The sequence below is a fragment of the Paenibacillus hamazuiensis genome, assembly GCF_023276405.1.
GTDB classification, from domain to species: Bacteria; Bacillota; Bacilli; order Paenibacillales; family NBRC-103111; genus Paenibacillus_AF; species Paenibacillus_AF hamazuiensis.
Genome location: NZ_JALRMO010000001.1, coordinates 7,246,357 through 7,270,298 on the forward strand (window position 1 = coordinate 7,246,357; position 23,942 = coordinate 7,270,298).

Annotated in this window: 24 protein-coding genes; 13 read left to right on the forward strand and 11 right to left on the reverse strand. The window is 53.5% G+C overall.

Annotated elements, in window-relative coordinates:
- Positions 1–40 precede the first annotated feature (40 nt).
- Positions 41–913, reverse strand: coding sequence for an AraC family transcriptional regulator (locus MYS68_RS31845; RefSeq protein ID WP_248929640.1), 873 nt, complete (start codon positions 911–913; stop codon positions 41–43).
- Between the two features lie 222 nt (positions 914–1,135).
- On the opposite strand from MYS68_RS31845, the gene MYS68_RS31850 reads away from it, so the two are divergent.
- The 3 genes from MYS68_RS31850 (at position 1,136) to MYS68_RS31860 (ending at position 6,713) form a co-directional block, all read left to right on the forward strand.
- Entirely contained in the window at positions 1,136–2,464 is a 1,329-nt protein-coding gene (locus tag MYS68_RS31850; RefSeq protein WP_248929641.1) for an ABC transporter substrate-binding protein, read from the forward strand.
- A gap of 58 nt (positions 2,465–2,522) precedes the next feature.
- The gene (locus MYS68_RS31855) at positions 2,523–4,631 is read left to right on the forward strand and encodes a LamG-like jellyroll fold domain-containing protein (protein ID WP_248929642.1); all 2,109 of its coding nucleotides are present in this window, start codon (positions 2,523–2,525) and stop codon (positions 4,629–4,631) included.
- 282 nt (positions 4,632–4,913) lie between these two features.
- The gene (locus tag MYS68_RS31860; RefSeq protein WP_248929643.1) at positions 4,914–6,713 is read left to right on the forward strand and encodes an LTA synthase family protein; all 1,800 of its coding nucleotides are present in this window, start codon (positions 4,914–4,916) and stop codon (positions 6,711–6,713) included.
- Positions 6,714–6,846: 133 nt separating this feature from the next.
- Here MYS68_RS31860 and MYS68_RS31865 read toward each other — a convergent pair whose 3' ends face one another.
- Entirely contained in the window at positions 6,847–7,323 is a 477-nt protein-coding gene (locus tag MYS68_RS31865) for a DnaJ family domain-containing protein (RefSeq protein ID WP_248929644.1), read from the reverse strand.
- 164 nt (positions 7,324–7,487) lie between these two features.
- A complete protein-coding gene (locus tag MYS68_RS31870) occupies positions 7,488–7,667 on the reverse strand; it encodes a YfhD family protein (RefSeq protein ID WP_248929645.1) in 180 nt (59 codons plus the stop codon).
- Positions 7,668–7,875: 208 nt separating this feature from the next.
- Between MYS68_RS31870 and MYS68_RS31875 the strand changes: the two genes are divergently transcribed.
- A complete protein-coding gene (locus tag MYS68_RS31875; RefSeq protein ID WP_248929646.1) occupies positions 7,876–8,031 on the forward strand; it encodes a hypothetical protein in 156 nt (51 codons plus the stop codon).
- Positions 8,032–8,187: 156 nt separating this feature from the next.
- Here MYS68_RS31875 and MYS68_RS31880 read toward each other — a convergent pair whose 3' ends face one another.
- Positions 8,188–9,216, reverse strand: coding sequence for a LacI family DNA-binding transcriptional regulator (locus MYS68_RS31880; protein WP_248929647.1), 1,029 nt, complete (start codon positions 9,214–9,216; stop codon positions 8,188–8,190).
- An 80-nt stretch (positions 9,217–9,296) separates the two neighbouring features.
- Here MYS68_RS31880 and MYS68_RS31885 point away from each other — a divergent pair, with 80 nt between their 5' ends.
- From MYS68_RS31885 to MYS68_RS31905, 5 genes are all read left to right on the forward strand, one after another.
- On the forward strand, positions 9,297–10,679 hold the full coding sequence (locus MYS68_RS31885; protein WP_275983580.1) for an FAD-dependent oxidoreductase: 1,383 nt from the start codon (positions 9,297–9,299) through the stop codon (positions 10,677–10,679).
- Between the two features lie 327 nt (positions 10,680–11,006).
- Positions 11,007–11,735, forward strand: a complete 729-nt coding sequence (locus MYS68_RS31890; RefSeq protein ID WP_248929649.1) for an amino acid ABC transporter ATP-binding protein — start codon at positions 11,007–11,009, stop codon at positions 11,733–11,735.
- A 36-nt stretch (positions 11,736–11,771) separates the two neighbouring features.
- Positions 11,772–12,629 carry an ABC transporter substrate-binding protein gene (locus tag MYS68_RS31895; protein ID WP_248929650.1) on the forward strand — a complete coding sequence of 286 codons (858 nt, stop codon included), beginning with the start codon at positions 11,772–11,774 and terminating at the stop codon, positions 12,627–12,629.
- A gap of 91 nt (positions 12,630–12,720) precedes the next feature.
- Positions 12,721–13,374 (forward strand): amino acid ABC transporter permease, encoded by a 654-nt coding sequence (locus tag MYS68_RS31900; RefSeq protein WP_248929651.1) that lies wholly within the window; start codon positions 12,721–12,723, stop codon positions 13,372–13,374.
- Positions 13,375–13,426: 52 nt separating this feature from the next.
- Positions 13,427–14,077 (forward strand): amino acid ABC transporter permease, encoded by a 651-nt coding sequence (locus tag MYS68_RS31905; protein ID WP_420852174.1) that lies wholly within the window; start codon positions 13,427–13,429, stop codon positions 14,075–14,077.
- 97 nt (positions 14,078–14,174) lie between these two features.
- Here the strand turns inward: MYS68_RS31905 and MYS68_RS31910 are convergent, their stop codons facing one another.
- The 5 genes from MYS68_RS31910 to MYS68_RS31925 all read right to left on the reverse strand — a co-directional run bounded on the left by MYS68_RS31910 (position 14,175) and on the right by MYS68_RS31925 (position 17,759).
- Positions 14,175–14,747 carry a putative glycolipid-binding domain-containing protein gene (locus MYS68_RS31910; RefSeq protein WP_248929652.1) on the reverse strand — a complete coding sequence of 191 codons (573 nt, stop codon included), beginning with the start codon at positions 14,745–14,747 and terminating at the stop codon, positions 14,175–14,177.
- A gap of 89 nt (positions 14,748–14,836) precedes the next feature.
- Positions 14,837–16,198 (reverse strand): PepSY-associated TM helix domain-containing protein, encoded by a 1,362-nt coding sequence (locus MYS68_RS31915; protein ID WP_420852175.1) that lies wholly within the window; start codon positions 16,196–16,198, stop codon positions 14,837–14,839.
- 211 nt (positions 16,199–16,409) lie between these two features.
- A complete protein-coding gene (locus MYS68_RS31920) occupies positions 16,410–16,925 on the reverse strand; it encodes a hypothetical protein (protein WP_248929653.1) in 516 nt (171 codons plus the stop codon).
- A 278-nt stretch (positions 16,926–17,203) separates the two neighbouring features.
- A complete protein-coding gene (locus MYS68_RS38700; protein WP_275983582.1) occupies positions 17,204–17,335 on the reverse strand; it encodes a hypothetical protein in 132 nt (43 codons plus the stop codon).
- 91 nt (positions 17,336–17,426) lie between these two features.
- A complete protein-coding gene (locus MYS68_RS31925) occupies positions 17,427–17,759 on the reverse strand; it encodes a winged helix-turn-helix transcriptional regulator (RefSeq protein ID WP_275983583.1) in 333 nt (110 codons plus the stop codon).
- A 188-nt stretch (positions 17,760–17,947) separates the two neighbouring features.
- Between MYS68_RS31925 and MYS68_RS31930 the strand changes: the two genes are divergently transcribed.
- On the forward strand, positions 17,948–18,619 hold the full coding sequence (locus MYS68_RS31930) for a GNAT family N-acetyltransferase (protein WP_248929654.1): 672 nt from the start codon (positions 17,948–17,950) through the stop codon (positions 18,617–18,619).
- A gap of 93 nt (positions 18,620–18,712) precedes the next feature.
- Here the strand turns inward: MYS68_RS31930 and MYS68_RS31935 are convergent, their stop codons facing one another.
- The gene (locus MYS68_RS31935; RefSeq protein ID WP_248929655.1) at positions 18,713–19,576 is read right to left on the reverse strand and encodes a LysR family transcriptional regulator; all 864 of its coding nucleotides are present in this window, start codon (positions 19,574–19,576) and stop codon (positions 18,713–18,715) included.
- Positions 19,577–19,743: 167 nt separating this feature from the next.
- Between MYS68_RS31935 and MYS68_RS31940 the strand changes: the two genes are divergently transcribed.
- From MYS68_RS31940 to MYS68_RS31950, 3 genes are read left to right on the forward strand one after another with little or no spacing between them, the layout of a single operon-like run.
- A complete protein-coding gene (locus tag MYS68_RS31940; protein ID WP_248929656.1) occupies positions 19,744–20,967 on the forward strand; it encodes a 2-methylaconitate cis-trans isomerase PrpF family protein in 1,224 nt (407 codons plus the stop codon).
- A 30-nt stretch (positions 20,968–20,997) separates the two neighbouring features.
- Positions 20,998–21,783 carry an ABC transporter ATP-binding protein gene (locus MYS68_RS31945; RefSeq protein ID WP_248929657.1) on the forward strand — a complete coding sequence of 262 codons (786 nt, stop codon included), beginning with the start codon at positions 20,998–21,000 and terminating at the stop codon, positions 21,781–21,783.
- Complete coding sequence (locus tag MYS68_RS31950) at positions 21,780–22,610, forward strand: ABC transporter permease (protein ID WP_248929658.1); 831 nt, start codon at positions 21,780–21,782, stop codon at positions 22,608–22,610. The genes MYS68_RS31945 and MYS68_RS31950 overlap by 4 nt, the downstream gene beginning before the upstream one ends.
- Here the strand turns inward: MYS68_RS31950 and MYS68_RS31955 are convergent.
- Positions 22,568–23,923: an IS4 family transposase gene (locus MYS68_RS31955; RefSeq protein WP_248928649.1), complete on the reverse strand. Its 1,356-nt coding sequence runs from the start codon at positions 23,921–23,923 to the stop codon at positions 22,568–22,570. The genes MYS68_RS31950 and MYS68_RS31955 overlap by 43 nt on opposite strands.
- Positions 23,924–23,942: the final 19 nt, after the last annotated feature.

The following is a 23,942-nucleotide window of genomic DNA, read 5'->3' on the forward strand; positions in this document are numbered from 1 at the left end:
AAAGCAGGGATGCCCCGGTTCAAGCTTTTTTGAGTTTTTACTACCAATTCCGCTTCTCCCGATACTCGCGGGGGGTGGTCCCTTTGATTCGCAGAAAAGTACGGGAAAACGTCGGATAGGAGGAAAAGCCCGATTCGTACGCGACTTCCGCGATCGGCATGTCGGAGGTGAGCAGCAGGCTGCAGGCATGCCGAATGCGGAGCTCGCGAAGAAACATGGCGAACGGGAGTCCGTATTGCTCGCCGAACATTTTGCTGATGTGCACCGGATGTACCCCGAATTGCTTGGACAGCGTCTCCAGCGTCAAAGGCTCCAGGTAGTGCTCATGAACGTATTGGACAATCGGCCAGATGCCTTTCGCTGTTTTGGATGCGGGTTTGTCCCAGAAGCTCCGGTCCTCCGGTGCGGCAATCTTGCCGCTGCGAGCGAATAAGGCCAACGCTTCGAGCAGCAGCGACTTCAGCACGATCGGCTTCCACGGCAATGAGCGCTCATATTCCTTGAACAGCTTTTCCCAAATTTGTATACCCTCCTCCCGGTTCTCCCCTTCCAAATGGACAAACGCGGCTTGAGCTTGGTCCCGGCCCAATATAAAATCGCGCAGCCCCCACGCCGCTTCGGGGCCTTCCGTCAGCAGCTCCGTGCCGAAATTGCAAATGAACATGAGCAGCGGATCGTCCGGGTGCGAACGGAAATGATGAATTTGGTGCGGGAGAAGAAGCACCGTCGTACCGGGCAGCATCACGTGTTCGACCCCGTTGATGAACTCGCTGCCGCGCCCTTCAAGCACAAGCGAAAACTCGATGAAATCGTGCCGATGGGGTGGAATCGCGTTCGTATACCGTTTCTTTTTCATATAAAAAGGAAAGCGGGTGTTCATGTTCGGGTACTCGAAATAGTATCGCGGATACATATTCTCCCTCCATTTGCAGCCTGGCTTTCCCTCATTATAACTGGAAATTTATTTTCGAAAAATGAAATATTCGGATTAAATACTGCAATAAACACAGCGGCGGAAAGCAGTAAAATCGTCGTAAATAAGCGCGGAAGGGGGCAGGATGTCATGAATTGAAAGCGGAAACAATTCGGTCTTGCAAGGAGTCCGGTTCCAGCTTGCAAAGAAAGGAGTGCACACATGCTCATGAAAAAAAGCGCCGGTACCGTCGCGGCGCTCGCGCTGCTGCTCATGGCGCTGCAAGGATGCTCCGGCGGGGCGAGCGTTCCGCAAACGGGCCCGAATGGAGAGGCGGGCCGCCAGGAGCAAGCGAAGCCGGCAAACGAACCGGTCACGCTCAAATTCGCCGTCACCAAGGGCTGGTTCGGACCGGGCGAGCTGGATAAATACATCATCGAGCCGGTGAAAAAGAAATATCCGCACATCACGCTGGAAATTATCGATACGGGGGCCAAAGACCAGTCGCTGGACAAAGTGGTCGCGGCGGGGATCTCTCCCGACCTGGTCATGACGGCCAATCCGCTCATTCACCGCCTGACGACGCTGGATCTGCAGGACGACATGGAACCGCTGATCCGCAAGTTCGGCTTCGATCTGACCAAGCTGAACAAAGCCGCCGTCGAATCGGTAAAAAGCGCAAGCGGCTTCGATCAATTGATCGGCATCCCGTGGACGATGCATTTTCACGCGCTTTATTACAACAAGGATCTGTTCGACCGGTTCGGCGTCCCTTATCCGAAAGACGGGATGACGTGGGACGAAACCGTCGAGCTCGCCCGCAAGCTGACGAAAACGGACGGCGGGGTCGGTTACCGCGGCCTCGAGCCGGACTATTCCTTCCGCGTCGCCTCGGCCAAAGGCCTCGGCATGGTCGATCCGAAAACGGAGAAGGCGCTTGTAAACAGCGACGGCTGGAGAAGGGTGTATGAGCTGCTGAAAACGGTCTACACGATTCCCGGTAACGGAGAGTACAAGCTGGGCGCCGCTGCGGAAACGCAGTTTATGAAGGACAAGACGCTTGCCATGCTGCCGGGCCTTAACCGGCTGCCGCTGTTCAAGGATGCGGCGGGGCTGAACTGGGATATGGTGCAGTATCCGCAATTTCCGGAGTCGCCGAACACGTCGATGGGTGTCGACGAATGGATCCTGCACGTCACAAGGCAGAGCAAATATAAAGATCAGGCGTTCCAGGTCATTGCGACGGTGCTTTCGGAGGAAGTGCAGACGGATATGGCCAGACATGCGCGGTTTCCGGTATTGACCGGCAAAAGCATCGAAGAGCAGTTCGGGCAAGCCGTCCCGAGCCTCCAGGGGAAAAACCTGAAGGCGGCCTTCCTGTCCCAGCCGGCCAAAGCTTATCCGGTCAGCAGGTACGACGAGGAAGCGCAAAAAATGATGGGCGGGGCGTCCATCGCTCCGATTGTGAAAGGCGAGAAGGACATCAACACGGTGCTGCGCGAAAACGAAGAAAAATTAAACAGATACATCGAGCAGAACAAAGCCAGGTAAATCCGGATCATTTCATTGTAGAGGTCGCCGAATCCCGATTATCGAGGAGGAATAAGGTATGCTGTCCGCCATTTGGAAAAGAGCTGCTGCCGCTGTGCTGGCCGCAGTCATGCTTATCGGAGGAGTTGAGAACATCGGGGCTGCAGAAGAATTGAAGAAGGAGAAGGGGCACGTGGCGAAAAAACCGCAGTTTGCAGAGCAGGAGTTGTTTATACCGGGCGAAGGAGGTTACCCCGTCGTACGTATCCCGGGGCTTGTTGTGACGCGAAAAGGGACGCTGATCGCCTATGCGGAGGCGAGAAATTCGGCCAGCGACTGGGCCAAGATCGATTTGGTCGTGAAACGAAGCGCGGATGGGGGCAGAACGTGGGGGCCGCTGCAGGTGGTGGTGAAAAATGCGCCTTCCGAAAACATCACTTATAACAATCCGCTGATGATAGCGGAGCAGGACGGAGATGTTGTGCACTTCCTGTACTGCAAAAATTACCATGAGATGTTTTATGCGGCAAGCACCGACGAAGGGCAGACCTGGTCCGCTCCCGTGAATATCACGCAAACGACGATGAACCGGTTCCGCGAAGACGGCCAGCAGCCGAAGCCTTTTCCTTGGAAGGTGATCGCGGCGGGGCCGGGGCACGGCATCGAGCTGCGCAGCGGCCGGCTGCTGGCGCCGGTATGGCTGGCGAACGGAGCGACCGATACGAGCCATAGCCCTTCCGTCGTAGCGACGGTGTACAGCGATGACCACGGCCAGTCGTGGCAGGCGGGAGAGATTGTTTACGATACGCCGGAGGTGAGAAGTCCGGGCGAGACGACGGCGGTCGAGCTGCAGGACGGCTCGGTCATGCTCAATATGCGCAACTCGGCGAAGCGGCGGGCCGTCACGGTCAGTGCCACCGGGATCGATGGCTGGAGTGTGCCGACGCTGGACGAAACGCTGATCGATCCGGGCAATTTCGGCAGCTCGGCCCGATATTCGTTCGGCCGCGGCAAGGGGCATAACCGCATTTTGTTCATCAATGCCAACGATCCGGCCGACCGGCAAAACATTACGCTGCGCATGAGCGAGGACGACGGGAAAACATGGGCGTACGGCAAATCCGTTCAGCCGGGCCAAGGCGCGTATTCCGAGGTGGCCGTCGCCCCGGACCAAACGATTCATGTGCTGTACGAGAAAGGGTACGGCATCCGGGCCGCGCGGATGAATCTGGAGTGGCTGACCGACGGCACTCAGCTGGAGAGCCTGGAGACGGATACGGGCGAGCTTAGTCCGAAGTTGTCCGCCGGCATCTTCGATTACACGCTGAACGTCAGGGAGGATGTGACGGAGGTCGGGCTGGCGCCGAGACTGCCGATGCATTCGGAGGCTGTTGTTAAGGTGAACGGAGTCGCCGTGGCCAGAGGGGAGGCCGAAATCGTCCGGCTTGCCCCGGAACGGGATACGCGGGTGAACGTGACGGTGGAATCGCCGAAAGGAAAACGTCTCGCCGAATACGCGATCACCGTCCGCAAAACGCTGCCGAAGGGAGAGCTCGTCGGCCACTGGAGCTTCGACCAGATCGGACCGGACGGCACGGTGCCCGACGTGAGCGGAAAACATAACGACGGTCTGGCAAACGGGACTGTTCCGGTAGCGGGCAAAGCAGGTCAGGCGCTGCAGTTTAACGGCGGTTATGTCGATGTGAAAAACGGTGAAGGTCTCGCATTCGGCAAAGGGGAATTCACCGCTTCCTTATGGGTGAAGCCGGACCGGATCGACGACATTATGACGCTGCTTTGGTACGGAGATGTAGGGGCAGCCGCCAGAGGCTGGTATGTTCGGACTCAAGGGTTCGGCAAAATGAACTTCCGCGTCGGCGGTGACGGAGCGGAGGCTTTGACAGGAACCGACGGCGTCGTGGTTAAAGCGGGAGGCTGGACGCATGTGACCGTCCAAAGGAAGGGCAATCTGGCGAAAATCTACATCGATGGGCAAGAAGTGAGAAGGCGATTGCTTACGGATGTGTACAATATTGACGGAACGAACGTACTCAGAATCGGCAAGCCGAAATCGGGAGATACACGAGCCTGGATCGGCGCCATCGACGACGTGAGGTTGTACAACTACGCGCTGACGGACGCGCAGGTGCGGCAGCTTTACGAGAGTACGAAAGGGACAAACGAATAATTGGGTTGAGCTTGGGGCCGACCGCCCCGGACATCCCGGCTGCAGCCGTTTTCGGCCGCGCCGGGATTTTTTGCATGCGGTAATTTTCCGAAATAAGGAAATTAACTTTCAGTAATCATTCAGCCGGCATTAATGTTAATTTCATGTAAAGATAATATTATGAAATTGTAAAAACTGAGTCCGCAACTTTATGGAGGAGCCTGTCACAAGAGGGCTCTTCTGCCTTTTTTTGAACTGCGGACAAAAGACACGGGGGTTGTTAGCCAAAAGGAGGGTGATAAGATGAAACGATCAAATGGGATATGGAGCCTGCTTCTATCCTTTTTGACGGCCAATGTGCTGGCTTTGTCGCTTCAATATGCATCGCTGAAACCGTTCCAGGACAACTTTATTTATTGGATTAACGATCATAAGCCTTTGTACGCGCTGTCCGTAGCGATTTTGTTTGCCATTATTCTGGGGCTGGACGGCTTGTTCAACAATACTTATTTTGCGATAGGGCTGGCGACAGCCGCGTTCGGGGCGCTGACGTTCAGCCAGTATCACAAGCTGGAGCTGCTGGGAGAGCCGATTTATCCGTGGGATTTAAATCAGCTTCGGCATCTGTCGGAGCTTATGAACATCGCCCGGAATATTGCGTCTCCCGGCAAGGTCATTGCCGCCATCGTGCTTGCCGTGCTGATCCTGATCGGCACCTTGAAGATTCCGGGAGCGAAGAAGAACATGCCTTACCGGATCTGCTGCATCGCCGTCTTCGCTTTTACGGTGTTTTTCTGCTTCAATATGCAAAACGCCGTATTTGCCAAGCCGCTTTCGAAGATGGGGGTCGTGGACCATAACTGGAACCAGAAAGAAAATTACCTGCTCAACGGATTTATGATCGCTTTCCTGCAAAATTTCGGCGCCAAAATGCAAAACGAACCGCCCGGCTACAGCGAGGCGGCCGTAGAACAAATAGCGCAAAAGTATTCAACCCCGGCGCAGGATGCCGCAGGCCCGGCGGATAAGCCGAACATCGTCTACGTGATGGATGAGTCTTTATTCGACCCGACGAGGCTTTCCGGCATAACTTTCAGCGAAGATCCAATGAGTAGTTTGCATAAATACCAGGAAACTTATCCGTCAGGATATGCGCTGTCCCCGATGTTCGGCGGAGGAACGTCGAATGTGGAGTTTGAGGCGCTGACCGGACTTTCCATGTCGTTCTTAACCGAAGGGGCAACCCCTTACCAGCAGCTTCTGGTCAAACAAAACAGCTTCCCGTCGATTGTCAGCATCCTGAAATCGCAAGGCTATAACACGACGGCGGTGCATCCGTTTGACGGAACGTTTTACAATCGCAATCGCGTTTACCCGACATTGGGCTTCGACCGGTTTATTACGCAGGATGACATCGCTTATAAAGACAAACTGGGCGAAGGGGGCTTTATTTCCGATATGTCGGCGGTCAAGCAAGTGGTCGATGTGCTTCACTCCGGGGACGGCCCTCAATTCGTCCATCTGGTGACGATGCAAAACCATTTGCCCATACAAAGTCCGGATCGCATTGCCGCGAGCGGGTTGTCCGGAAATGCGCAGGAAGAGCTGGAAAGCTACTCTTACAACGCGGCGGCGACCGACAAGGCGATCCAATATTTGGTCGACTCGATTCAAGACGTCAACAGGCCGACGATTGTCCTTGTATTCGGAGACCATCTGCCCGCTCTCGACGATGCGACGTTCCAGAAAGGAACGGCAGGCATGTCCGAAGAACAGCAGCAGCAGTTTATGCACGAAACTCCGCTGCTCGTAGCGGCGAATTTTCATTTGCAGCAGGAACGTCTGGGCACCGTGTCGCCGTCGTTTTTCGGCCCGCTTTTGTTCCGGCTCGCCGGACTGCAGCTTCCGCCGTTTTATCAAATGCTGGAGACGGTGCGGCAGCAGCTGCCCGGATTGACGCGAAGCGTATATATCGACAAGGCGGGACAGCCGTCCCTGCATCTGAATGCGGATCAGCAGGAGCTGCTGCGCGACTACCAGATGGTGCAGTATGATCTTCTTTATGGAAAAAGGTACGCGTTGTCCATGTTCGAAAATGCGTAACGCGGTCGCTGGCGTTTAAAGTCTATTTGCAACCGAGGGTGCCGAGTATGCGCGGCTTCGGGTACCGCTTCTCGCTGGACTAGGCGGCGCGGCCGGTCTCGCCTTCAGGAGCCGCTGTTGAATGGCCGAACGTCTATACCCACCGTCCATACTCTGCGGCAATCGTCTCCCGGGTCACTTTGCGGCGGTGCAGCGACAAGCTCGGAGCCTGCCGGTTCAGCTCCTCGATCTGCTTGTTGATCTCGGCGATCAGCTCGTCGATGTGAGGATGCTCCGGCGTGCGCTGAAGCAGCTCCAGCATCTCTTCCATTCCTTTTTTCACTTCCTGCCTGAGCAAGATCCACGGCGGCGGCACGTTCGCCTGCTTCAAAATCGACTCCCATACGTCGCCCGTCGGCACTTCCAGCGGCTTGCCTTTGCCCGGAAGATTGTCGAAACCGCCGCGTTTCTCAAACTCCTCGTACGCTTCGTCCACCCAGCTGCGGAGCCGGTTTTCCGCAGCCAGCTTCGCTTCCTTATCCTCCAGCGTATCCGCGGGCAGCGGGATAAACGCCCGTTCGCGTCCGTCCGGCGGGGCGGGTTTGTAACCGCGGTGTTTATGATCGGCCATACGGCATCTCCTTTCGACGGAATGCTTATATCCACATCATAAACCGTGTAAGGGTGCGGCGCAACGGATGGCCGGATGAGCGGCCCATAGAAAAAGGACACAGGTTCCGTGCGCTTTTTTGGGTGCACATGGCATGTGTCCTTTTTTTTGGATGTGGCTGCGGGTTAATCCTTCCGTCTTACGCCGGTAGGCGGAAAGCCGGGCCTCGTTTCCAACTCATATTTCTCTCCCAGCTCGTTGGCCCATTCCGTGTCCGGCTGCTGCGAAGCCATTTCGCGGCGCGGCGCTTGCGGGGATGCCTGCTTGTTTTTGTCGCGCGTGTACTGATTATCGTCCCGCCCCATGTCTAGAGCCTCCTAACTTGAAAAAGTTGCTTGCCCAGTTATCGTTTCAGAAGCGCGGCGCAAATATGCATGGGCGGCAAGGAGAGGCGGAGTGGACGGTGGAATTGTTGCGGCGGCGGCGGTTGGCAGAAAGCGGCAAACAAGCGGATTTGATGGGGAGGGTGCTAGTGGGGCACAAGAAATCCGGATCAGGGGGAGGACTACAGCCATGCGGATAGAAAAGCCGCTATTTGCCTGGATCGGCTTGCCGGCGGTGATTCCCGGACCGAGGATGCGCTATTTGCTGCAAACGATCACAAAAGGCGCTATTTTAGTACGAATAACGGAACGTATGTCCGATGAGCCCGAAAAAGCGTCGAATTGAGCTTAATAACGGAAGCAGTGTCCGTCTGGAAGATGATGCCCGAAGGCGGCTTGTGGCGAATCGGGTTTCGGACAAAAGCCCGGCATATGAGCCCCGGCGAAGCGGGGTCATCGGTCATACCCCGCGCCCACCGGAGCGAGCCGCCGCCTTCCGCGGCTACAGCTTCTGCGTCGTTCGGCCGACGAACAGCTCGCCGCGCAGCCGGATGTGCTCGTAAGGCAGCTGCGGGTTGGCGAGCCGCCACAGCATCCGGTCGGCGGCGCGGTAGCCCGCCTCGCGAATAAGCAGCTGCGGCCGCGTGCACAGCGGCAGCTGCTCCGTCTGCTCGTTCAGCAGCGCGACGAACGAGCACGTCTGCGGCACCGCGGCGCCGAGCTCGCGCAGGCGGAAATAAACCGGCGCGGCCTCCTCGTCGATGCCGCAGATCACGGCCGTCGGCTGCGCGCGGCGGTACAGCTCGGCGAAATCGCCGAGCCAGCCGCCGCCGGCCTCGCGCCGCAGGCAGTGCTCCTCGGGCGGCGCGGCCAGCCCGGCCTCTTTCATCGCTTCGGCGAACGCCTGCCAGCGCAGCACGAAGCCGCGCTGGCTCTCCGCGTCGCCGACGTACATGATCCGCCGATGTCCGAGGCGGATCAGATGCCGCACCGCCTGGTACATAGCCTCGTACACGTCCCAGATGACGCTGTCCACTCTCGATTCCGGCGGCGGAAAATTGAGCATGATGCGCGGCATCGGCAGCGCGAGCAGCTTCCGCTCGAGCCAGTCTCCGCCCATGCGCGGCGCGATAAACACTCCCTCGGCGTAGTCCAGCCCCTGCTCCTCCGCCCAAGCCTCGAACCGCCTGGGGGTAAGCCCCGGCGGGACGAGCAGCGGCTGCACGAGGTGGCCGAACTCCATAAACCGTTCGTGGAGCCCCTGCAGCAGCAGCCGGTTGAAGTTCAGCGACTGCTCGTTTTGGATCAGCACGAACCGACGCTGCATGAGCGGATATGGCGAAATGCGCTCCAGACTGAGCGATTGTTTCTGATCCTTCGTCAAGTACCCGAGCTTGCGCGCGAGCCGGACAACCTCGCTGCGCGTCTCTTCGGACATGCCGGGAAGCCCGCGCAAAGCTTTGGAAACGGTTTGAATCGTCAGCCCCAGCTCGTCCGCCAGGTGCTGCAGCGTAATGCGTTTTCGCGGCATCGGCGCCACCTCCCGGCATGATGATTAGCTTTAATTTTAAACCAATTTTAAACTAAATGGAAACCTCCCCGCACTTTATAATGAGAACCAAACGATTCGTACGAAGGGGAGATCAACCGATGGACAAAACAATCGAAGCGGATATCGTTGTGGTGGGCGGCGGTCCGGCGGGCGTCAATGCGGCCATTGCGGCCGGGCGAAGCGGGGCGAAAACCGTGCTGATCGAAAAATACGGCTTTATCGGGGGGATGTCGACCGCGGCGCTCGTTTACCCGTGGATGACGTTCCATACGACCGGGGGCAAGCAGGTGATTGCCGGGATTGCCCAGGAGATTATCGACCGGCTTATGCAGCAGGGGGCGTCTCCGGGACATGTGCGCGACACCGTCGGCTTCGTGCACACGATTACGCCGTATCACCCGGAGGTGTATAAGGTGCTTGCGCTCGACATGCTGAAGGAAGCGGGCGTGAAGCTGATCTTGCACAGCTTTGTCGACCGGGTGCACACCGCGCAGGGGCTCATCGAATCGGTGCAGCTCACGTCGAAGTCGGGCCGCATCGATGTGCGGGGGCAAGTGTTTATCGATACGACCGGCGATGCCGATGTCGCTTATTTGGCCGGGGCTCCCTGCCTGAAAGGGCGCGACGGCGACAAGCTGACGCAGCCGATGACGATGAAGTTTCGCATGCGCGGCGTCGATTTGCAGCGGGTGAAGGAATATATGCTGGAGCATCCGGACGAATTTTACAAAAAAACGCCGTTCGCCGAGCTGTCGCATTTGCCGCTGTCGGGCGTACTCGGCTTCTACAAGCATTGGAAGGCGGCGAATTTGCCGATCAACCGCGATCAGGTGCTGTTTTTTACCGGGCCGGCGGAGGACGAGGTGCTCGTCAATACGACCCGCGTGCAGGGGCTTGACGGCACCGACGTGGAGGATTTGACCGAAGCCGAGGAGCTTGGACGCAAGCAGGTGCTGATGGTCGCGGCGTTTATGAGGGACAACCTGCCCGGCTTTGAAAAGGCATCGATCTCCTCGGTCGGCGCCCAGATCGGCATCCGCGAGACGCGTCGCATCGACGGGCAATACCCGCTGCAGGTGGACGATGTCGTGCAGGGACGCCGCTTTGCCGATGTGATCGCGCGCAGCGGCTACCCGATCGATATCCACGATCCGTCCGGCAAAGGAGTAACGGCGGCGTGGGTGCAGGGGGACGGGGCGTACGACATCCCGTACCGCTGCCTGCTGCCCAAGCAGGTCGGCAACCTGCTGACCGGCGGCCGCTGCATCTCGACCTCGCACGAGGCGCTGGCGACGACCCGTCTGACGCCGAGCTGCATGGCGACCGGGCAGGCGGCCGGCTCGGCCGCCGGCATTGCCGTGAAACGTGGCGTCGCACCCGCCGACATCGATGTGGCGGAGCTGCAGCAGGTTTTAAAAGCTGCAGGAGCTTTAATAGAATAGGCCGGCAGCAAAAAAGCCGCCCCTTTAACAAAAGGGTGCGGCTTTTTTGCTGCTGTAAACCGCGCCGGGTTAATTGCGGACAACCGGGGATTTTTCTGCTTGCCGTTCCTTCAAAATTGAGAGCGTTTGCCGAAACGCTATTTTAAGGGAATATATGTATCGGGTTCAGGGTAAACATAGTGTAAGGACATGTGGGAGTGGAAAAAAGTATTGAAAAAACCAATTTACCGTTGTACAATTACCGCATGTGATTAGTATGTCATAATTAATTACATATATATAACCAAATTATGACATGGAAATCTTTGCAGAAAGGGGTGTGACATCTTGATTGAATTTCGCAATGTGAACAAGCATTACGGGCAGTTTCATGTGCTTAAAAACATTAATCTTACGATCAAGCAAGGGGAAGTCGTCGTGGTCATCGGCCCGTCCGGCTCCGGCAAAAGCACGATGCTTCGCTGCATCAACCGGCTGGAGACGATCTCGGACGGAGAGCTGACGGTGGGCGGCGTCGCCGTCAATGACCGCAGATCGGATATCAACAAGCTGCGGCGCGACATCGGCATGGTATTTCAACATTTTAACTTATATCCGCATAAAACCGTACTGGAAAATATTACGCTCGCTCCGACCAAGGTACTCGGCGTTCCTCGCGAGGAAGCGATCGAAACGGCGATGTTTTACTTGAAGAAGGTCGGCATTCCCGACAAAGCGAACTCGTACCCGTCCCAGTTGTCCGGCGGGCAGCAGCAGCGGGTGGCGATCGCCCGGGGACTGGCGATGAAGCCGAAGATCATGCTGTTCGACGAGCCGACGTCGGCGCTCGATCCGGAGATGATCGGCGAGGTGCTCGATGTCATGCGCAATTTGGCGCAGGAAGGGATGACGATGGTCGTCGTCACCCACGAAATGGGCTTCGCCCGCGAGGTGGCGGACCGGGTCGTGTTTATGGACCAGGGGCAGATTGTGGAGGAGGCGGCTCCGGACGAATTTTTTGCGAATCCGCGGGAAGAGCGGGCGCGCACGTTCCTCAGCCGACTTTTACATCACTAAATATTTATATCGTAAATAAGAAAGGGGAAAAAGGGTATGAAACTGGGACAAATGTGGAAGGCGAGCATGGTGCTCGCGCTGGCTGTATCTCTCGTGACCGCTTGCGGAACGAAGGACAATACCAATCAAGCGGCGCAGCCGCAAGGAGGAGCGCCCGCCGATACGGCCAGCTCCGGAAGCAAGACGATCGACGATATCAAGAAGCGCGGCAAGCTCGTGGCCGGGGTTAAATACGATACGAAGCTGTTCGGCTTGAAAGACCCCGCGTCCGGCAATGTGGAGGGCTTCGATATCGACATGGCCAAAGCGATTGCGAAGAAGGTGCTCGGGGACGAGAACAAGCTGGAACTGAAGGAAGTGACCTCGAAGACGAGAATTCCGATGCTGCAAAACGGTGAGATCGACATCATCATCGCCACGATGACGATCAACGAGGAGCGCAAGCAGCAGGTCGACTTCACGGACGTGTACTTCAAAGCGGGCCAATCGCTGCTCGTCAAGAAGGGCAGCCCGATCCAATCGATCAACGATTTGAAGAAAGGCACCAAGGTGCTGACGGTGAAAGGCTCGACTTCCGCGCAAAATATTCGCGCCAAAGCGCCGGACGCCACCGTGCTGGAGTTTGAAAACTATCAGGATGCCTTTACGGCGCTGAAGGCCGGGCAGGGCGATGCGCTGACGACGGACAATGCGATCTTGTACGGCATGACCAAGCAGGATCCGAACTACGCCGTCGTGGGCGGAACGTTCACCGACGAGCCGTACGGCATGGCCGTGCGCAAAGGCGACAGCGGGTTCCTGAAGGTGGTTAACGATATGCTGAAGGAAATGCAGTCGAATGGCGAATATGACAAGATGTATGAGAAGTGGATCGGCGAGAAGCCGAGCAAATAAGCGTCCATAGGATCAGGATGAGCCGCTTGACAGGGCTCATCCTGCTTACGTTGTAAGGGCGCACGTTTTGCCGGAAAGGAGGGACGGGTCTGTGATCAATTGGAGCATTTTAATCAAGTATTGGGATACGTTTATGAAAGGATTTCTGGGCACGATTGAAGTCAGCCTGATCGCGCTGATCGCGAGTTTTGTTCTGGGCACGATCATTGCCGTCATGCGGATCGCGCCGGTCAAAGCGCTGAACTGGCTCGGCACCGTTTATGTCGAATTTATCCGCAATATTCCTCTGCTGCTCGTTGTATATTTCTTCTTCCTCGCTTCGCCGGCGCTCGGCAGACCTTTGGACGGCTTCGTCGCCGGAACGATCGGACTGACGGTATATACGGCCGCTTTTATTGCCGAGGCGGTGCGCGCGGGCATTCAGGCGGTAGCGAAGGGACAGACGGAGGCGGCCCGCTCGTCGGGTTTGACGTATATCCAGACGATGCGTTATATCGTGCTGCCGCAGGCGATCCGGGTGGTCATTCCGCCGCTTGGCAACCAATTTCTCAATCTCGTGAAAAACTCGTCCGTGCTCGGGGTTGTCGCCGGACTCGACTTGATGTATTACGCGGATATCATCTCGACCCGGACGTTTGTGACGTTTGACGTGTATATATTTGTTGCGCTGTTTTATTTGGTGCTGACGATCCCGATCAGCTTCGGCGTACGGTATTTGGAAAAACGGATGGCTCGCCACCATTAAGGAAGCATCCGGAATCAATACGGGAAAGTGTTGAAGAAAGGGGGGCCGCACAGTGAATTTTGCTCAGGCATATGCTCCGGAAAATCTCAAGTTTCTCATGCAGGGGCTGGCAGTGACGCTGCAGGTGGCTGTTGTGGCGATCGTGCTCAGCTTTCTGATCGGCTGCGTCGTCGGGACGCTGCGTTACGCGCGGATACCGGTCGTTTCGTGGGTGCTGGCGCTGGTTGTCGAAATCGTCCGCAACCTGCCTCTGCTGCTGATCATCTTTTTTACCCGGTTCGCGCTGCCGGAGATCGGCATCAAGATGAGCGTGCAAAATGCCGCCATCGCGGCGCTGACCGTGTTCGAGGCGGCGATGATATCGGAGATCGTGCGCAGCGGACTGAACTCGATCGAAAAAGGCCAAATGGAAGCGGCCCGCTCATCGGGCCTTACCTACGTGCAGGCGCTGTGGCATGTCATCCTGCCGCAGGCGCTGCGCCGCATGATGCCGCCGATGGTCAGCCAGTTCATCTCGCTGCTCAAGGACACGTCCCTGGCGGTTATCATCTCACTCGCCGAGCTGATGCACAACGCGCAGATCGTCGCAGCGCGGGATGTGAACAACGTCATACCGATTTTGCTGCTGACCGGATTGATCTATTTTGCGGTCAACTTCCTGCTGTCCGTCGTTGCGAAGCGGCTGGAGGCAAGGCAGGCTTAAACCGGGCCGATATGAATACGGGTTCGTGCACACCTCCCTCCAAACAAAACGGTTTGGAGGGGGTTTTTGTGTGCGGCGGAACATGGGCGATTGAAATTTAACCGCCGGAATGCATTTCCGGCTCCGCTTCCCAAAGTCCGGGGTATTGCCGAACAAAGCCGTTCGGCGCCATTTCGAGCAAAGCTTCATATTCGAAAGTCGGAGCTTTGTATTCGTAGATCGTTTCGGAGAGGCGCTTATAACTTTGCGGCAGCGCCTTCAGCGTTCCGCTGTCCACATCCAACCAGGCCGCGGACATATCGGCGGATTGATTCAGCGGAATGGGAGCTCTGCGCAGCGGCAGGAGATTGGTGGCGGGGGTGAAGCCGAGATCGAGATCGACGAACGGTTCAAGCCCGGGGATCGCCGCGCCGTTCAGCTTCCAAACCGTTCCCTCTCTTGTGATTCGATACTGAATTTCCCGGTCGCCCAACCAGCCGTGCACTTCACCTTCCGTCGTTTCCCAGGCGGAATTGCATGAAGTGCGGTAATGCAGGCAGGCGGGGCCGGCTGCATGGCGGTATATGGCAGTTCCTTGAAGCGTCCAGCCGCGGTCATGCCGAATCAGCCGGCAGGCATCGTGCCCGGGCGCGTCAATACGGCGCCAAAATGCGTATTGTTCGACAATCATGTTTCCTGACTCCTTCATTTTGATTTCCGTCTACATTTTTATGGCCGTTGTCTGAACGGTTTGATGTTGAGTTAATGTTACCATATTTTTCATACGGTCGCTTTTTTTGATTTGCCGGTTTTCGTGTTGATGTACAAAATCCATTCAATAATAACAACAAGCATTAAAGAAATCCCAAATAGCGGCATGACAAGTCCTAAAATCACCATAAAGACGGTAAGGCCAAATGAAAAACTGTTTGAAGCTGCCGGTTGAGCCGAGATTTTACCTTCTTTTATACGGGATAGCCACGTGGTAATTCCCCATAAAATGACGAGTAAGAAGGAAAGGCAAACAGCCAAGTTGATCAGTTTATTCGGCCAACCGAATAGATGACCTTCATGCAACGGGATGCCCCAAGTAAACCATTTTGCTAAAAGGCCATAGTCCGCATAACCTACCTTCGAAATCAACTTTCCGCTGTATTGATCGAAATAAGCTGTCATTTCGTCATAAGGGCTTACGTCTAAGCCTGTCACTCCGGTATTGCTCCCCTTGGAAATGATGAATACATCATCTTCGCGCGTTGGATAAATAATCGAATACGGTTTGGAAATTTGTGCTTTCTCCACTTCATTCATCAGTTGTTGGATGCTTATCATTCCGTCGTTAAGCGACGTTCCCGGCATACTGCCATGATGTGGAGCGGATGCGTTTGAGGAGGGGGCATCATTTTTCCGGGTAGCCCATGGAATTTCACTCATGTCCGAAGTTGGCGGCCGTTGCGTTATTGCGGGAAACCCGAAAGAAGGATATTTTTGCGCGGCAGAATATAGGATATCCCCCATAAAAGCCGACCAAGGCAAACCTGTAAAAATAATGAGAATCATGGGGATCGTAACAATCGTTCCCATGAATGCATGCCATTTTCTATTTCTTTGCCGCTTCGTCGGATTCGGTTTCTTCTTCAGCGCCCTCCCCTTGAATGTCATGTAAATGCCGGAAAACATTAAAAAGATCGCCCAGCATGCGGCTAATTCAACCAAGTAATTTACAACCGTGCCGCCTACAAAAAGCGAACTATGTATTTCTCTCATCACATTTGAAAACGTATATTTCGCATCCTGACTGCCGATGGTTTCATAATGATTATCCAAAAATACATATTGCTGGTTGCCTTCGTTATTTTTTAGCGTTAAGCGTGTGTTGTACGGCTCATCCAAAACGATGACCTTGGAGATGGAGTAGCCTTTGTATTGCCTCAGTGTTTTCTCAATACCTTCATCGATCGTTAATTGCCTGGTCTCTCCACCTTCTCCAAAAAACAGACTGGCATAAGCTTTGTTTTCCACATCGGTATAAAATAAATAACCGATACCGCTTAACGTTAATGTGATCAATAATGGAGTGATAAATAATGCTGCATAGAAATGCCAGCGCCACAAACGAATATAGCTGCCGGTTTTCAGCATGGCAAACCTCCCGAAAGTATCATGAATTGATTTCTCCTAAGATGGTTGGACGTCCATATGTCATCATAGCTTAATGAACGTGACCGGATAATAACTCATTAGGGCTATAATAATTGGAAAGTTTGACAAAAACGGCACAAGTCGGGAAAGCTCGCGGTGTTCGACAACATGAAAAAAAGCCGCTTAATCAGCGGCTCTGCAGGTTGAATGGCTACTTCAATTTGCGGTTGTTATTTTCCTCTATCGGCTCGGATGCCGATGTCGATTGAATATGTATGTGTTCATTGGAATCTTTTATCTCCGGGGCGCTGTTGTTTTCGAGTTTTAACAAAAGGCCCACAACAGCAATTCCTACAACGATGGTGACAAAACCGGCATTACCCATCCGACCTATGATTTTTTTGGTTCCGGTTTCTTCATGAATCATTTGGAAAAGGATCAATATGACGAAAAGGAAGATGATATCCACAAAGACCGTTATCGTGTTAGGCCTGTTCACCATTTCACCAAGCATGGCGCCCATCATCCCGCCCATGAGTCCGGCCAGCATACCGTCTATGGATGCCATTAGACTAACCGGTTTGCCTGTCCAATAACCGATGAACATTCCTATGAGAACGGAAACGATCGTAGATAAAACAAAATCTTGAAGAAGAATGCTTAGTATCGTACCTAAATTTAAGCCTGCCATCATGCCGACCGTCATGGCAACGATCATTCCGGTCATACAGGTTATCTTTTGACGTACACGATATGTAACAAAAATACAATAAATAGTTACGGCAGCGACGCCAAGTAAACTAATGTAGGAAATCAGGCCATGTTCCCCCTATTCATAAAAAATTCGGAATGTATCCCCAAAAGGAGTCTTGGTAACCCATTATTCAAAGTATTAATGCGTAACGAATCTTAGAATGACCCTCTTGGGCTATTTAAACTTGAGCTGCACGAGGCAAACAAAAAGAGCCGTCACCGACAAGTCGGTAACAGCTCTTTTTGTGCGCATTATTTCCGCGGCGGATTGTGCGTACCGTCCTTTGGGACCGTATCCTCGGCGATCTTATCTCCGAACTGGTCCAACCGGGACGGCTGGCTTGCCGGGCCTGTATTATCGGGCTTGCTGTTGCGTCCGGTCATCCGAAGCTCACCTCCTGCCCCTCATTCAGGGCAGTAGATAGCGTTCCCTTGGCGGAATGGGCTCATTCGTCGGTTTTATACGAACCGCCGATTAGCAGAACTGGTCGGCCCATTTGGAAATTTCGTTCAAAATGCCGTCCATATGTTTGCCTTTTTCGGTCAGCTCGTATTCGATCCGTACCGGAACCTCGGGATAAACGTGGCGTACGACGATGCCGGCCTCCTCGAGCTCCTTGAACCGCTCCGACAGCATGCGGTCGCTGATCCCGGGGATGAACTCGGCGATATCTTTATATCGTTTAGGTCCGTCCATGAGGGCATGAATGATCAGACCGCTCCATTTTTTGCTTAATATTTGCAATGCCGTTTCCAGCTTGGGGCATAACGCGTGTTTTATGCACGATTCCGTTTTGGATTTCGCCATCGCGATCAACTCCTTTATCCTTCTATTTTATCATAGTAACCATAAAATGATAAGTTAAGAAGTCAAGAAATTTATTTGTAAATATTTCAATATTATGTCAATGGCGCTAGCGCGGGAGAAGCATTTCGCAATAGGCCCGGCTTTTGATACAATGGTCTGTGTAAAACCGAGGCGCAGGAGGGGAAAAGGTGGACTACATCCGTATTGTAAGTATTGACGATCCTTTGTTTAAACAAATGCACGATTTGATGAAAACGGTGTTCCCGCCGGAGGAAGTGCTGGAATTCTCGTTGTGGAAAGAGCCGTTGCAGGACCCGGGCATCCGCGTTTTTGTCGCTGTGGAGGACGGTAAAGTAGTCGGCGCGACCGAATACCGGTATTATCCGGAGCTGCGGGTGGCGATGACGGATTTTACGATCATCGGCCGCGAGGGGCTCGGAATCGGGCCGTTTCTCGTGAAGCAGCGCGAGCGCGACCTGCTGCAGGTCGTCGCCGAAAGCGGCGCCCCTTGGAAAGGCATGTTCGCGGAAATATATAACCCGTATTTGGTGGAGGATCACTCGTTCGGAGGCATCAAGCCGATGGACCCGTTCGTCCGGCGCGAGGTGCTGGCCCATATCGGTTATCGCAAGCTCGATATCGACTACGTGCATCCGTCGTGGCAGCTTGACGGCGAAGCTGTCGGGGGGCTGGACCTTTGCTTTCTGAGCTACGAGGAAGGTTTGGATGCGCTGCCGGGGGAACTGGTGCAGCGGTTTCTGACGACTTATTACTCCGTGCATGAGGATAAGCCGCAGCGGTGGTACGATATGGTGAAGCAGCTCGGAGAGCGCGAAGAAGTTCGGCTGCTGCCGATATGAACGGAGTCCGTCAATGAAAAAACCTGCTGTTTAAGCAGGTTTTTCTTTTTGATATAATTATTTTTTATCGAAAACGATTGAAAGCAATAAGGGTTACATTAATTTCAACCCTTTGATAAAATCGACGAACGCTTTGATAAGCGTGATTTGTAGCGAATCCTTCCGGTAAATCATCCACGATTTGCGCAGGATGGGCTCCCCGTGTTTGGTCCTCAGCTGGATGCGATATTTGTACTCGTTGTCTCCCAAAACGATGTTGGGGAGAATCGCATATCCGAACCCGCTCGACACCATCTCTTTGCAGGTTTCCATATGATCCACCTCCATCATGATAGTTGGGGGAGCGGAAAAGGTCTCCTTCCACCAATTATCAAACACGGCTTCCAGGGATATGTCCGTTTTGTATATAATTCTCGGAAGTGCGGGCAGTTCGCTCAAGGTGACTTCCTTATTGGAAACGATAAAAATATTTTCCGTCATGATTAGATGTTTTTCTTCGGGCCAATTATAATCTCCGCGAATAAAACCGATATGAACGTCCTGCTTGTAGACGGAGTTGACCAGCTCCGAGCTGCGGCTTGAAGTTACTTTAAATTCAACATCCGGATATTCCGTATGAAAATTTTTCAGCAGCCCGGGAAGCTTGTAGCGTCCCAAACTGCTGGCGGTTCCGATTTTTAACGTCCCCGATATTTTATTGTCCATGCTCAGCAGATGCTCTTTTACTTTTTGCAGCTGCTGCATGCAGTCCTTGGCATATTTCACCAAATATTCGCCTTGCGGGGTGAATTCAATCCCTCTTCTTCCGCGGTGCATGATGGTGATGCCGAATTGCTTTTCCAATTGCTGTATACGGTAGCTTAACGAGGGCTGGGAAACGTACAAAATTTCCGCGGTTTTCGTCAAGTTTTGCTGTTCGAACAAGGTTTGCAGCAAGATGCAGTCTTTTTCTTCCACCGTCAAACACCCCGGTTCCTCTCCAAGATTCTGTCTTTCATTGTAATGGAGATCGGTTCAGGAATCAAATTTTTCTATTGATTTTTATAAATATTAAATATTTGTTTTATTCCAAAGACCGTGGTACTTTAAGCTCATGAAGGCAAGTCAGAATGGGAGGAAGCGCAATGTACGATTATGGGCAAATCCATAAAATTCCCGCGGTTATTATGAGAGGGGGCACGAGCAAGGGGCTCATATTGCGCAAGGCGGATCTTCCGGCGGATCCTTTTCTGCGGGATGAGGTGATTCTGCGGCTGTACGGCAGTCCGGATTCGAGCCAAATCGACGGGCTGGGCGGAGGCACTTCTTTGACCAGCAAACTCGCCATAGTGGGTCCGCCCTCACTCCCGGAAGCGAACATCGATTACACCTTCGGTCAAGTCAGCATCGAGAAGAAGATGATCGATTACAACGTCACCTGCGGAAACTTCGTCAGCGCCGTCGGACTTTATGCGGCGGAGGAAGGTTATGTAAGGCTTCAGGAACCTTTTACTCCGGTAAACATTTATAACACGAACACGGGCAAGATGATCATTGTGGAAATTCCCGTTAAGGACGGACAAATCGAGTATGACGGCGACTTCGTTATTGACGGCGTTCCCGGAACTTCCGCCCAGATCATGATCAATTTTCCCGATTCGGGCGGGGCCTTTACGGGGAGGCTGCTTCCTACCGGCCGTCCCGTAGATGTGATCCGGCTGAAGGACGGGCGGCAATTCGAAGTCAGCGTTGTCGATTGCGCGAACGTAGTCGTTTTCGTAAGAGCCTGCGATCTCGGGTTAAAAGGAACGGAGCTGCAGGATGAAGTTAACGGGAACCGGGAACTGCTGAATACGCTCGAGGAAATCCGGGTCGAAGCGGGCATCAGGATCGGGCTTATCCGGCAAGAAGAAAGAGATGCGGTATCCCCGATTTCACACGCGCTTCCGAAAATTGCGATGACCGCACCTTCAAGCCGTTATGTGTCAAGCGGCGGCAAGGTTGTAAACGGCGGGGAAGCGGACATCGCATCAAGGTATATTTCCATGGGGGCGCTGCATCGGGCTTATGCGGTGAGCGGCGGATTGGCTTTGGCAGCCGCGGCGCAAATTCCCGGAACGATTCCGAATCAGCTCGTCTCCCCGGGCAATCGTTGTTTGAGAATCGGGCATCCTTCCGGAGTACTGTATGTGGAAGCTTCGATCGAACGAAGCGGCGAATCATGGACCGTGACGCGGGCGGCGAGCGGAAGAACGGCGAGGAGATTAATGGAAGGTTATGCCCATATCCCCGTATCCGTTTTGCAAAAAAACAGTGTCGGGACTTTCGCGATCCATGCTAATATGGACAAGAAATTAGCTTCCGGTTAATTCAAATCATCCAGGGAAAGAAGGGGAACTATGACGCTAATTCAGTTTTCTAACGTTTCGAAGCAATTTGAGCGGGGCGGGGAGCGTTTCTGGGCTTCGCGCAACATTAACTTGACCGTGGAAGAAGGCGAGTTTCTCACGGTGATCGGTCCGAGCGGCTGTGGAAAATCGACGGTGCTAAACATGTGCGCGGGCATTATGAAAGCGGACGGCGGGACGATCACCTACCGCGGCAGGCAGGTGGACAAAATCAATACGAGCGTCGGCTACATGACCCAAAAAGACAATCTTTTGCCATGGAGAAACGTAAAAAGCAACATTGCCATCGGATTGGAAATCAAAGGGGTAGACAAAAAAGAGAGAGAAAAAATATGCGATCATTATATTGAAATGGTAGGCCTCAAAGGGTTCGAGAAGCATTATCCCCAGGAGCTGTCCGGAGGAATGCGGAAAAGAGCCAGCCTGGCGAAACTGCTCGCCTACAACCCGGAAACGCTTCTATTGGATGAGCCGTTTGGCGCACTCGACGCTCAGATGAGGTTGATTTTACAGGATAAGCTGCTTGAAATTTGGAAGGAAACGGGAAAAACAATCATCTTTGTTACGCACGATCTCGACGAAGCCGTCATTTTGGGCGACCGGGTCGCGGTATTCAGCAAACGCCCCGGAACGATCAAGTTTATGGAAGAGATTCATATTCCACGGCCGAGGGACGTCATCAACGTACGGACTTCCGAGGAATTTTTGAAAGCGCATACGAAGCTTTGGAACGCATTGAAAAACGAATTTGAGATGGAGGTTGAAGCGGCGAGATGAGTACAGGACTGACTGAAAGCCGAATCGTCATGGAGGATTCCCACGAAAATTCAGCAAAAAATAAAAAAAGGGCCGAATTTTTCAAATTAACGTCGATCCGCCTCGTTTTGTTGGTTGTTGTGCTGGCCGTCTGGCAGTATGCGTCGGGAACGATCGTCGATAAGTTTTGGATCAGCACGCCTCTCGATATTTTGAAAGCGCTGCAAAAATGGATCGTGACCGGCGATCTGTTTTTTCACCTGGCCATCACGGCGGAGGAAACGCTGCTCGGCTTTATTTTAGGCGCTTCCGCCGGAGGGGTCGTCGGCTTTTGCCTGGGGCGCTGGGAGTTCGGGTCGAAAATTTTCGAGCCGTTCATCATGGCCTTGTACAGCTTGCCGAAAGTCGCTTTGGCCCCATTATTTATTTTGTGGTTCGGCATCGGCATCGAAATGAAAATCATGCTTTCGGCGGTGACGGTGTTTTTCCTCGTGTTCATCAATACGTTTGCCGGTGTCAGAGATGTCGATAACGATTTGCTGGAAAGCATCCGAATTATGGGGGCGACGGAACGGCAAATTATTGTGAAGGTCGTTCTCCCTTCCGCTTTGAACTGGATCATCGTCGGGCTCAAAATGTCCGTTCCTTATGCTTTGCTGGGTGCGATTGTCGGCGAGATTACCGCCTCCAACCGGGGGCTCGGGTACTTGATACAGTATTCGGCGGGGCAGTACAATACGGCGGGCACCTTTGCCGCCCTGATCGTGCTCATGATCGTCTCCAGCTTTTTGAATTACTTATTAACTCAACTTTCGCAGCTAAGATCAGTCAGTAAACCCTTGATATAGTTGGGCAAACCAGCAATCCATTGTTGGACTTGACAAATAAGTGCAGACCTCTCCCTTTTCGTCTTGGTTTTGGTCAACTCCAAGAAGAACACCACGATTTGTTGTAGCGCCGATTTGAAGTCAAGTTCCCGAACTTCGTCTGCAAATAGGAAGAAGAGACCTCCAAGTGAACGAGCATCCTGATTCGCACGACGTTCCCATTCTAATAACAAGTAACGACTGAACACAATCGTCGTATGGCAAATCAGCGAATCGAACGATCTGCCTTGGAACTCCGTCCCAAGCTTCAAATGGGATTTAGTGAATTTAAAGAAGGTTTCTATGCTCCACCGCATTCCGTAAATCCTCACGATTTCCGTGTCGCTCAGTTCGGTATCGGTGCTCAAGATAACAAGCCATTCCCTACGACAGTTACGGTTTTGCACAAATACGAGTCGAATTGGCAGTCCACAAGCTGTTTGAACAAGAAACGAGCCGAGTACATCTATTTTGGTCGATCGCGGCAGCCTTTGGTAAAGCTCCTTCAACGTGACGAGGTCTTCACCCAAGACATAGCGCTGCTTCATGTCCTTGATCATCCCGATGACGTGAAGCCCTTCCGACATAAGGCTTCGCAAAAGTGGCGCTTGCGTAAACCAGCTATCCATGAGCACAAAATCAGCAGCAAAACCAGCCCGAATCGCACGTTTGAGTAATTCTACGACCGCATCTGGCTTACGGGTGAATGCTTCCAAGCGACGCTTATATCCTTGAGTCCGCTTCGACAAGTTATCTTTTATTTCACAAAAACGGTTGGTGATCTTAGCGGAACTGAGCATGACAAAATCGATGGGAGCAAAACTGAAGCCATCCGACCAACCCAGCGTGAGCATATTGTAACCGCGGACGAATCGACCTGTCGTATGATCATGAACGCGAGCCAACAGTTCTGCTTTCTTGCTTCGATTTCGCTTCAAAACAGAATCGTCTACGATAAACACGCGAGTACGAGAACTTGAAATGAGAGATTCGAAGCGCCGAACAACCAAGAGACTTAGGCTATGAAGGAATTTACGCCACGCAAAGCCGGAATGGTTAAGAAAACGATAGATGACGTCCTTGCCGGGCACCGAGGAGCGCTCACTCTCTAACAGGCGATACCAATTACGCTGTTGGAAAACAAGCGTGAACAGAAGCTGAAAAACTTCCAGCGCTGGCATACCGAACGACTTGCGAATGCCGGCCTGGCGCAGCAAGTGGCCGATTTTTAAAGTAACAAACAACGATGTAATTCGATGCAAACTCTTTTCAGACAGAGCGTTCTGGTGTACCATGAAGATACGCACCTTTCTG

Bases quoted from the DNA above. Each gene is read 5' to 3' on its own strand.
- MYS68_RS31915 (WP_420852175.1), bottom strand. From the start codon at position 16,198: ATGCTGAAAACCGGCAGCTATATTCGTTTGTGGCGCTGGCATTTCTAT.
- MYS68_RS31895 (WP_248929650.1), top strand. From the start codon at position 11,772: ATGAAACTGGGACAAATGTGGAAGGCGAGCATGGTGCTCGCGCTGGCT.
- MYS68_RS31950 (WP_248929658.1), top strand. From the start codon at position 21,780: ATGAGTACAGGACTGACTGAAAGCCGAATCGTCATGGAGGATTCCCAC.
- MYS68_RS38700 (WP_275983582.1), bottom strand. From the start codon at position 17,335: ATGACCGGACGCAACAGCAAGCCCGATAATACAGGCCCGGCAAGCCAG.
- MYS68_RS31850 (WP_248929641.1), top strand. From the start codon at position 1,136: ATGCTCATGAAAAAAAGCGCCGGTACCGTCGCGGCGCTCGCGCTGCTG.
- MYS68_RS31860 (WP_248929643.1), top strand. From the start codon at position 4,914: ATGAAACGATCAAATGGGATATGGAGCCTGCTTCTATCCTTTTTGACG.
- MYS68_RS31925 (WP_275983583.1), bottom strand. From the start codon at position 17,759: ATGGCGAAATCCAAAACGGAATCGTGCATAAAACACGCGTTATGCCCC.
- MYS68_RS31870 (WP_248929645.1), bottom strand. From the start codon at position 7,667: ATGGGGCGGGACGATAATCAGTACACGCGCGACAAAAACAAGCAGGCA.
- MYS68_RS31940 (WP_248929656.1), top strand. From the start codon at position 19,744: ATGTACGATTATGGGCAAATCCATAAAATTCCCGCGGTTATTATGAGA.
- MYS68_RS31875 (WP_248929646.1), top strand. From the start codon at position 7,876: ATGCGGATAGAAAAGCCGCTATTTGCCTGGATCGGCTTGCCGGCGGTG.
- MYS68_RS31865 (WP_248929644.1), bottom strand. From the start codon at position 7,323: ATGGCCGATCATAAACACCGCGGTTACAAACCCGCCCCGCCGGACGGA.
- MYS68_RS31945 (WP_248929657.1), top strand. From the start codon at position 20,998: ATGACGCTAATTCAGTTTTCTAACGTTTCGAAGCAATTTGAGCGGGGC.
- MYS68_RS31955 (WP_248928649.1), bottom strand. From the start codon at position 23,923: ATGGTACACCAGAACGCTCTGTCTGAAAAGAGTTTGCATCGAATTACA.
- MYS68_RS31910 (WP_248929652.1), bottom strand. From the start codon at position 14,747: ATGATTGTCGAACAATACGCATTTTGGCGCCGTATTGACGCGCCCGGG.
- MYS68_RS31845 (WP_248929640.1), bottom strand. From the start codon at position 913: ATGTATCCGCGATACTATTTCGAGTACCCGAACATGAACACCCGCTTT.
- MYS68_RS31880 (WP_248929647.1), bottom strand. From the start codon at position 9,216: ATGCCGCGAAAACGCATTACGCTGCAGCACCTGGCGGACGAGCTGGGG.
- MYS68_RS31855 (WP_248929642.1), top strand. From the start codon at position 2,523: ATGCTGTCCGCCATTTGGAAAAGAGCTGCTGCCGCTGTGCTGGCCGCA.
- MYS68_RS31885 (WP_275983580.1), top strand. From the start codon at position 9,297: ATGAGAACCAAACGATTCGTACGAAGGGGAGATCAACCGATGGACAAA.
- MYS68_RS31920 (WP_248929653.1), bottom strand. From the start codon at position 16,925: ATGACCGGAATGATCGTTGCCATGACGGTCGGCATGATGGCAGGCTTA.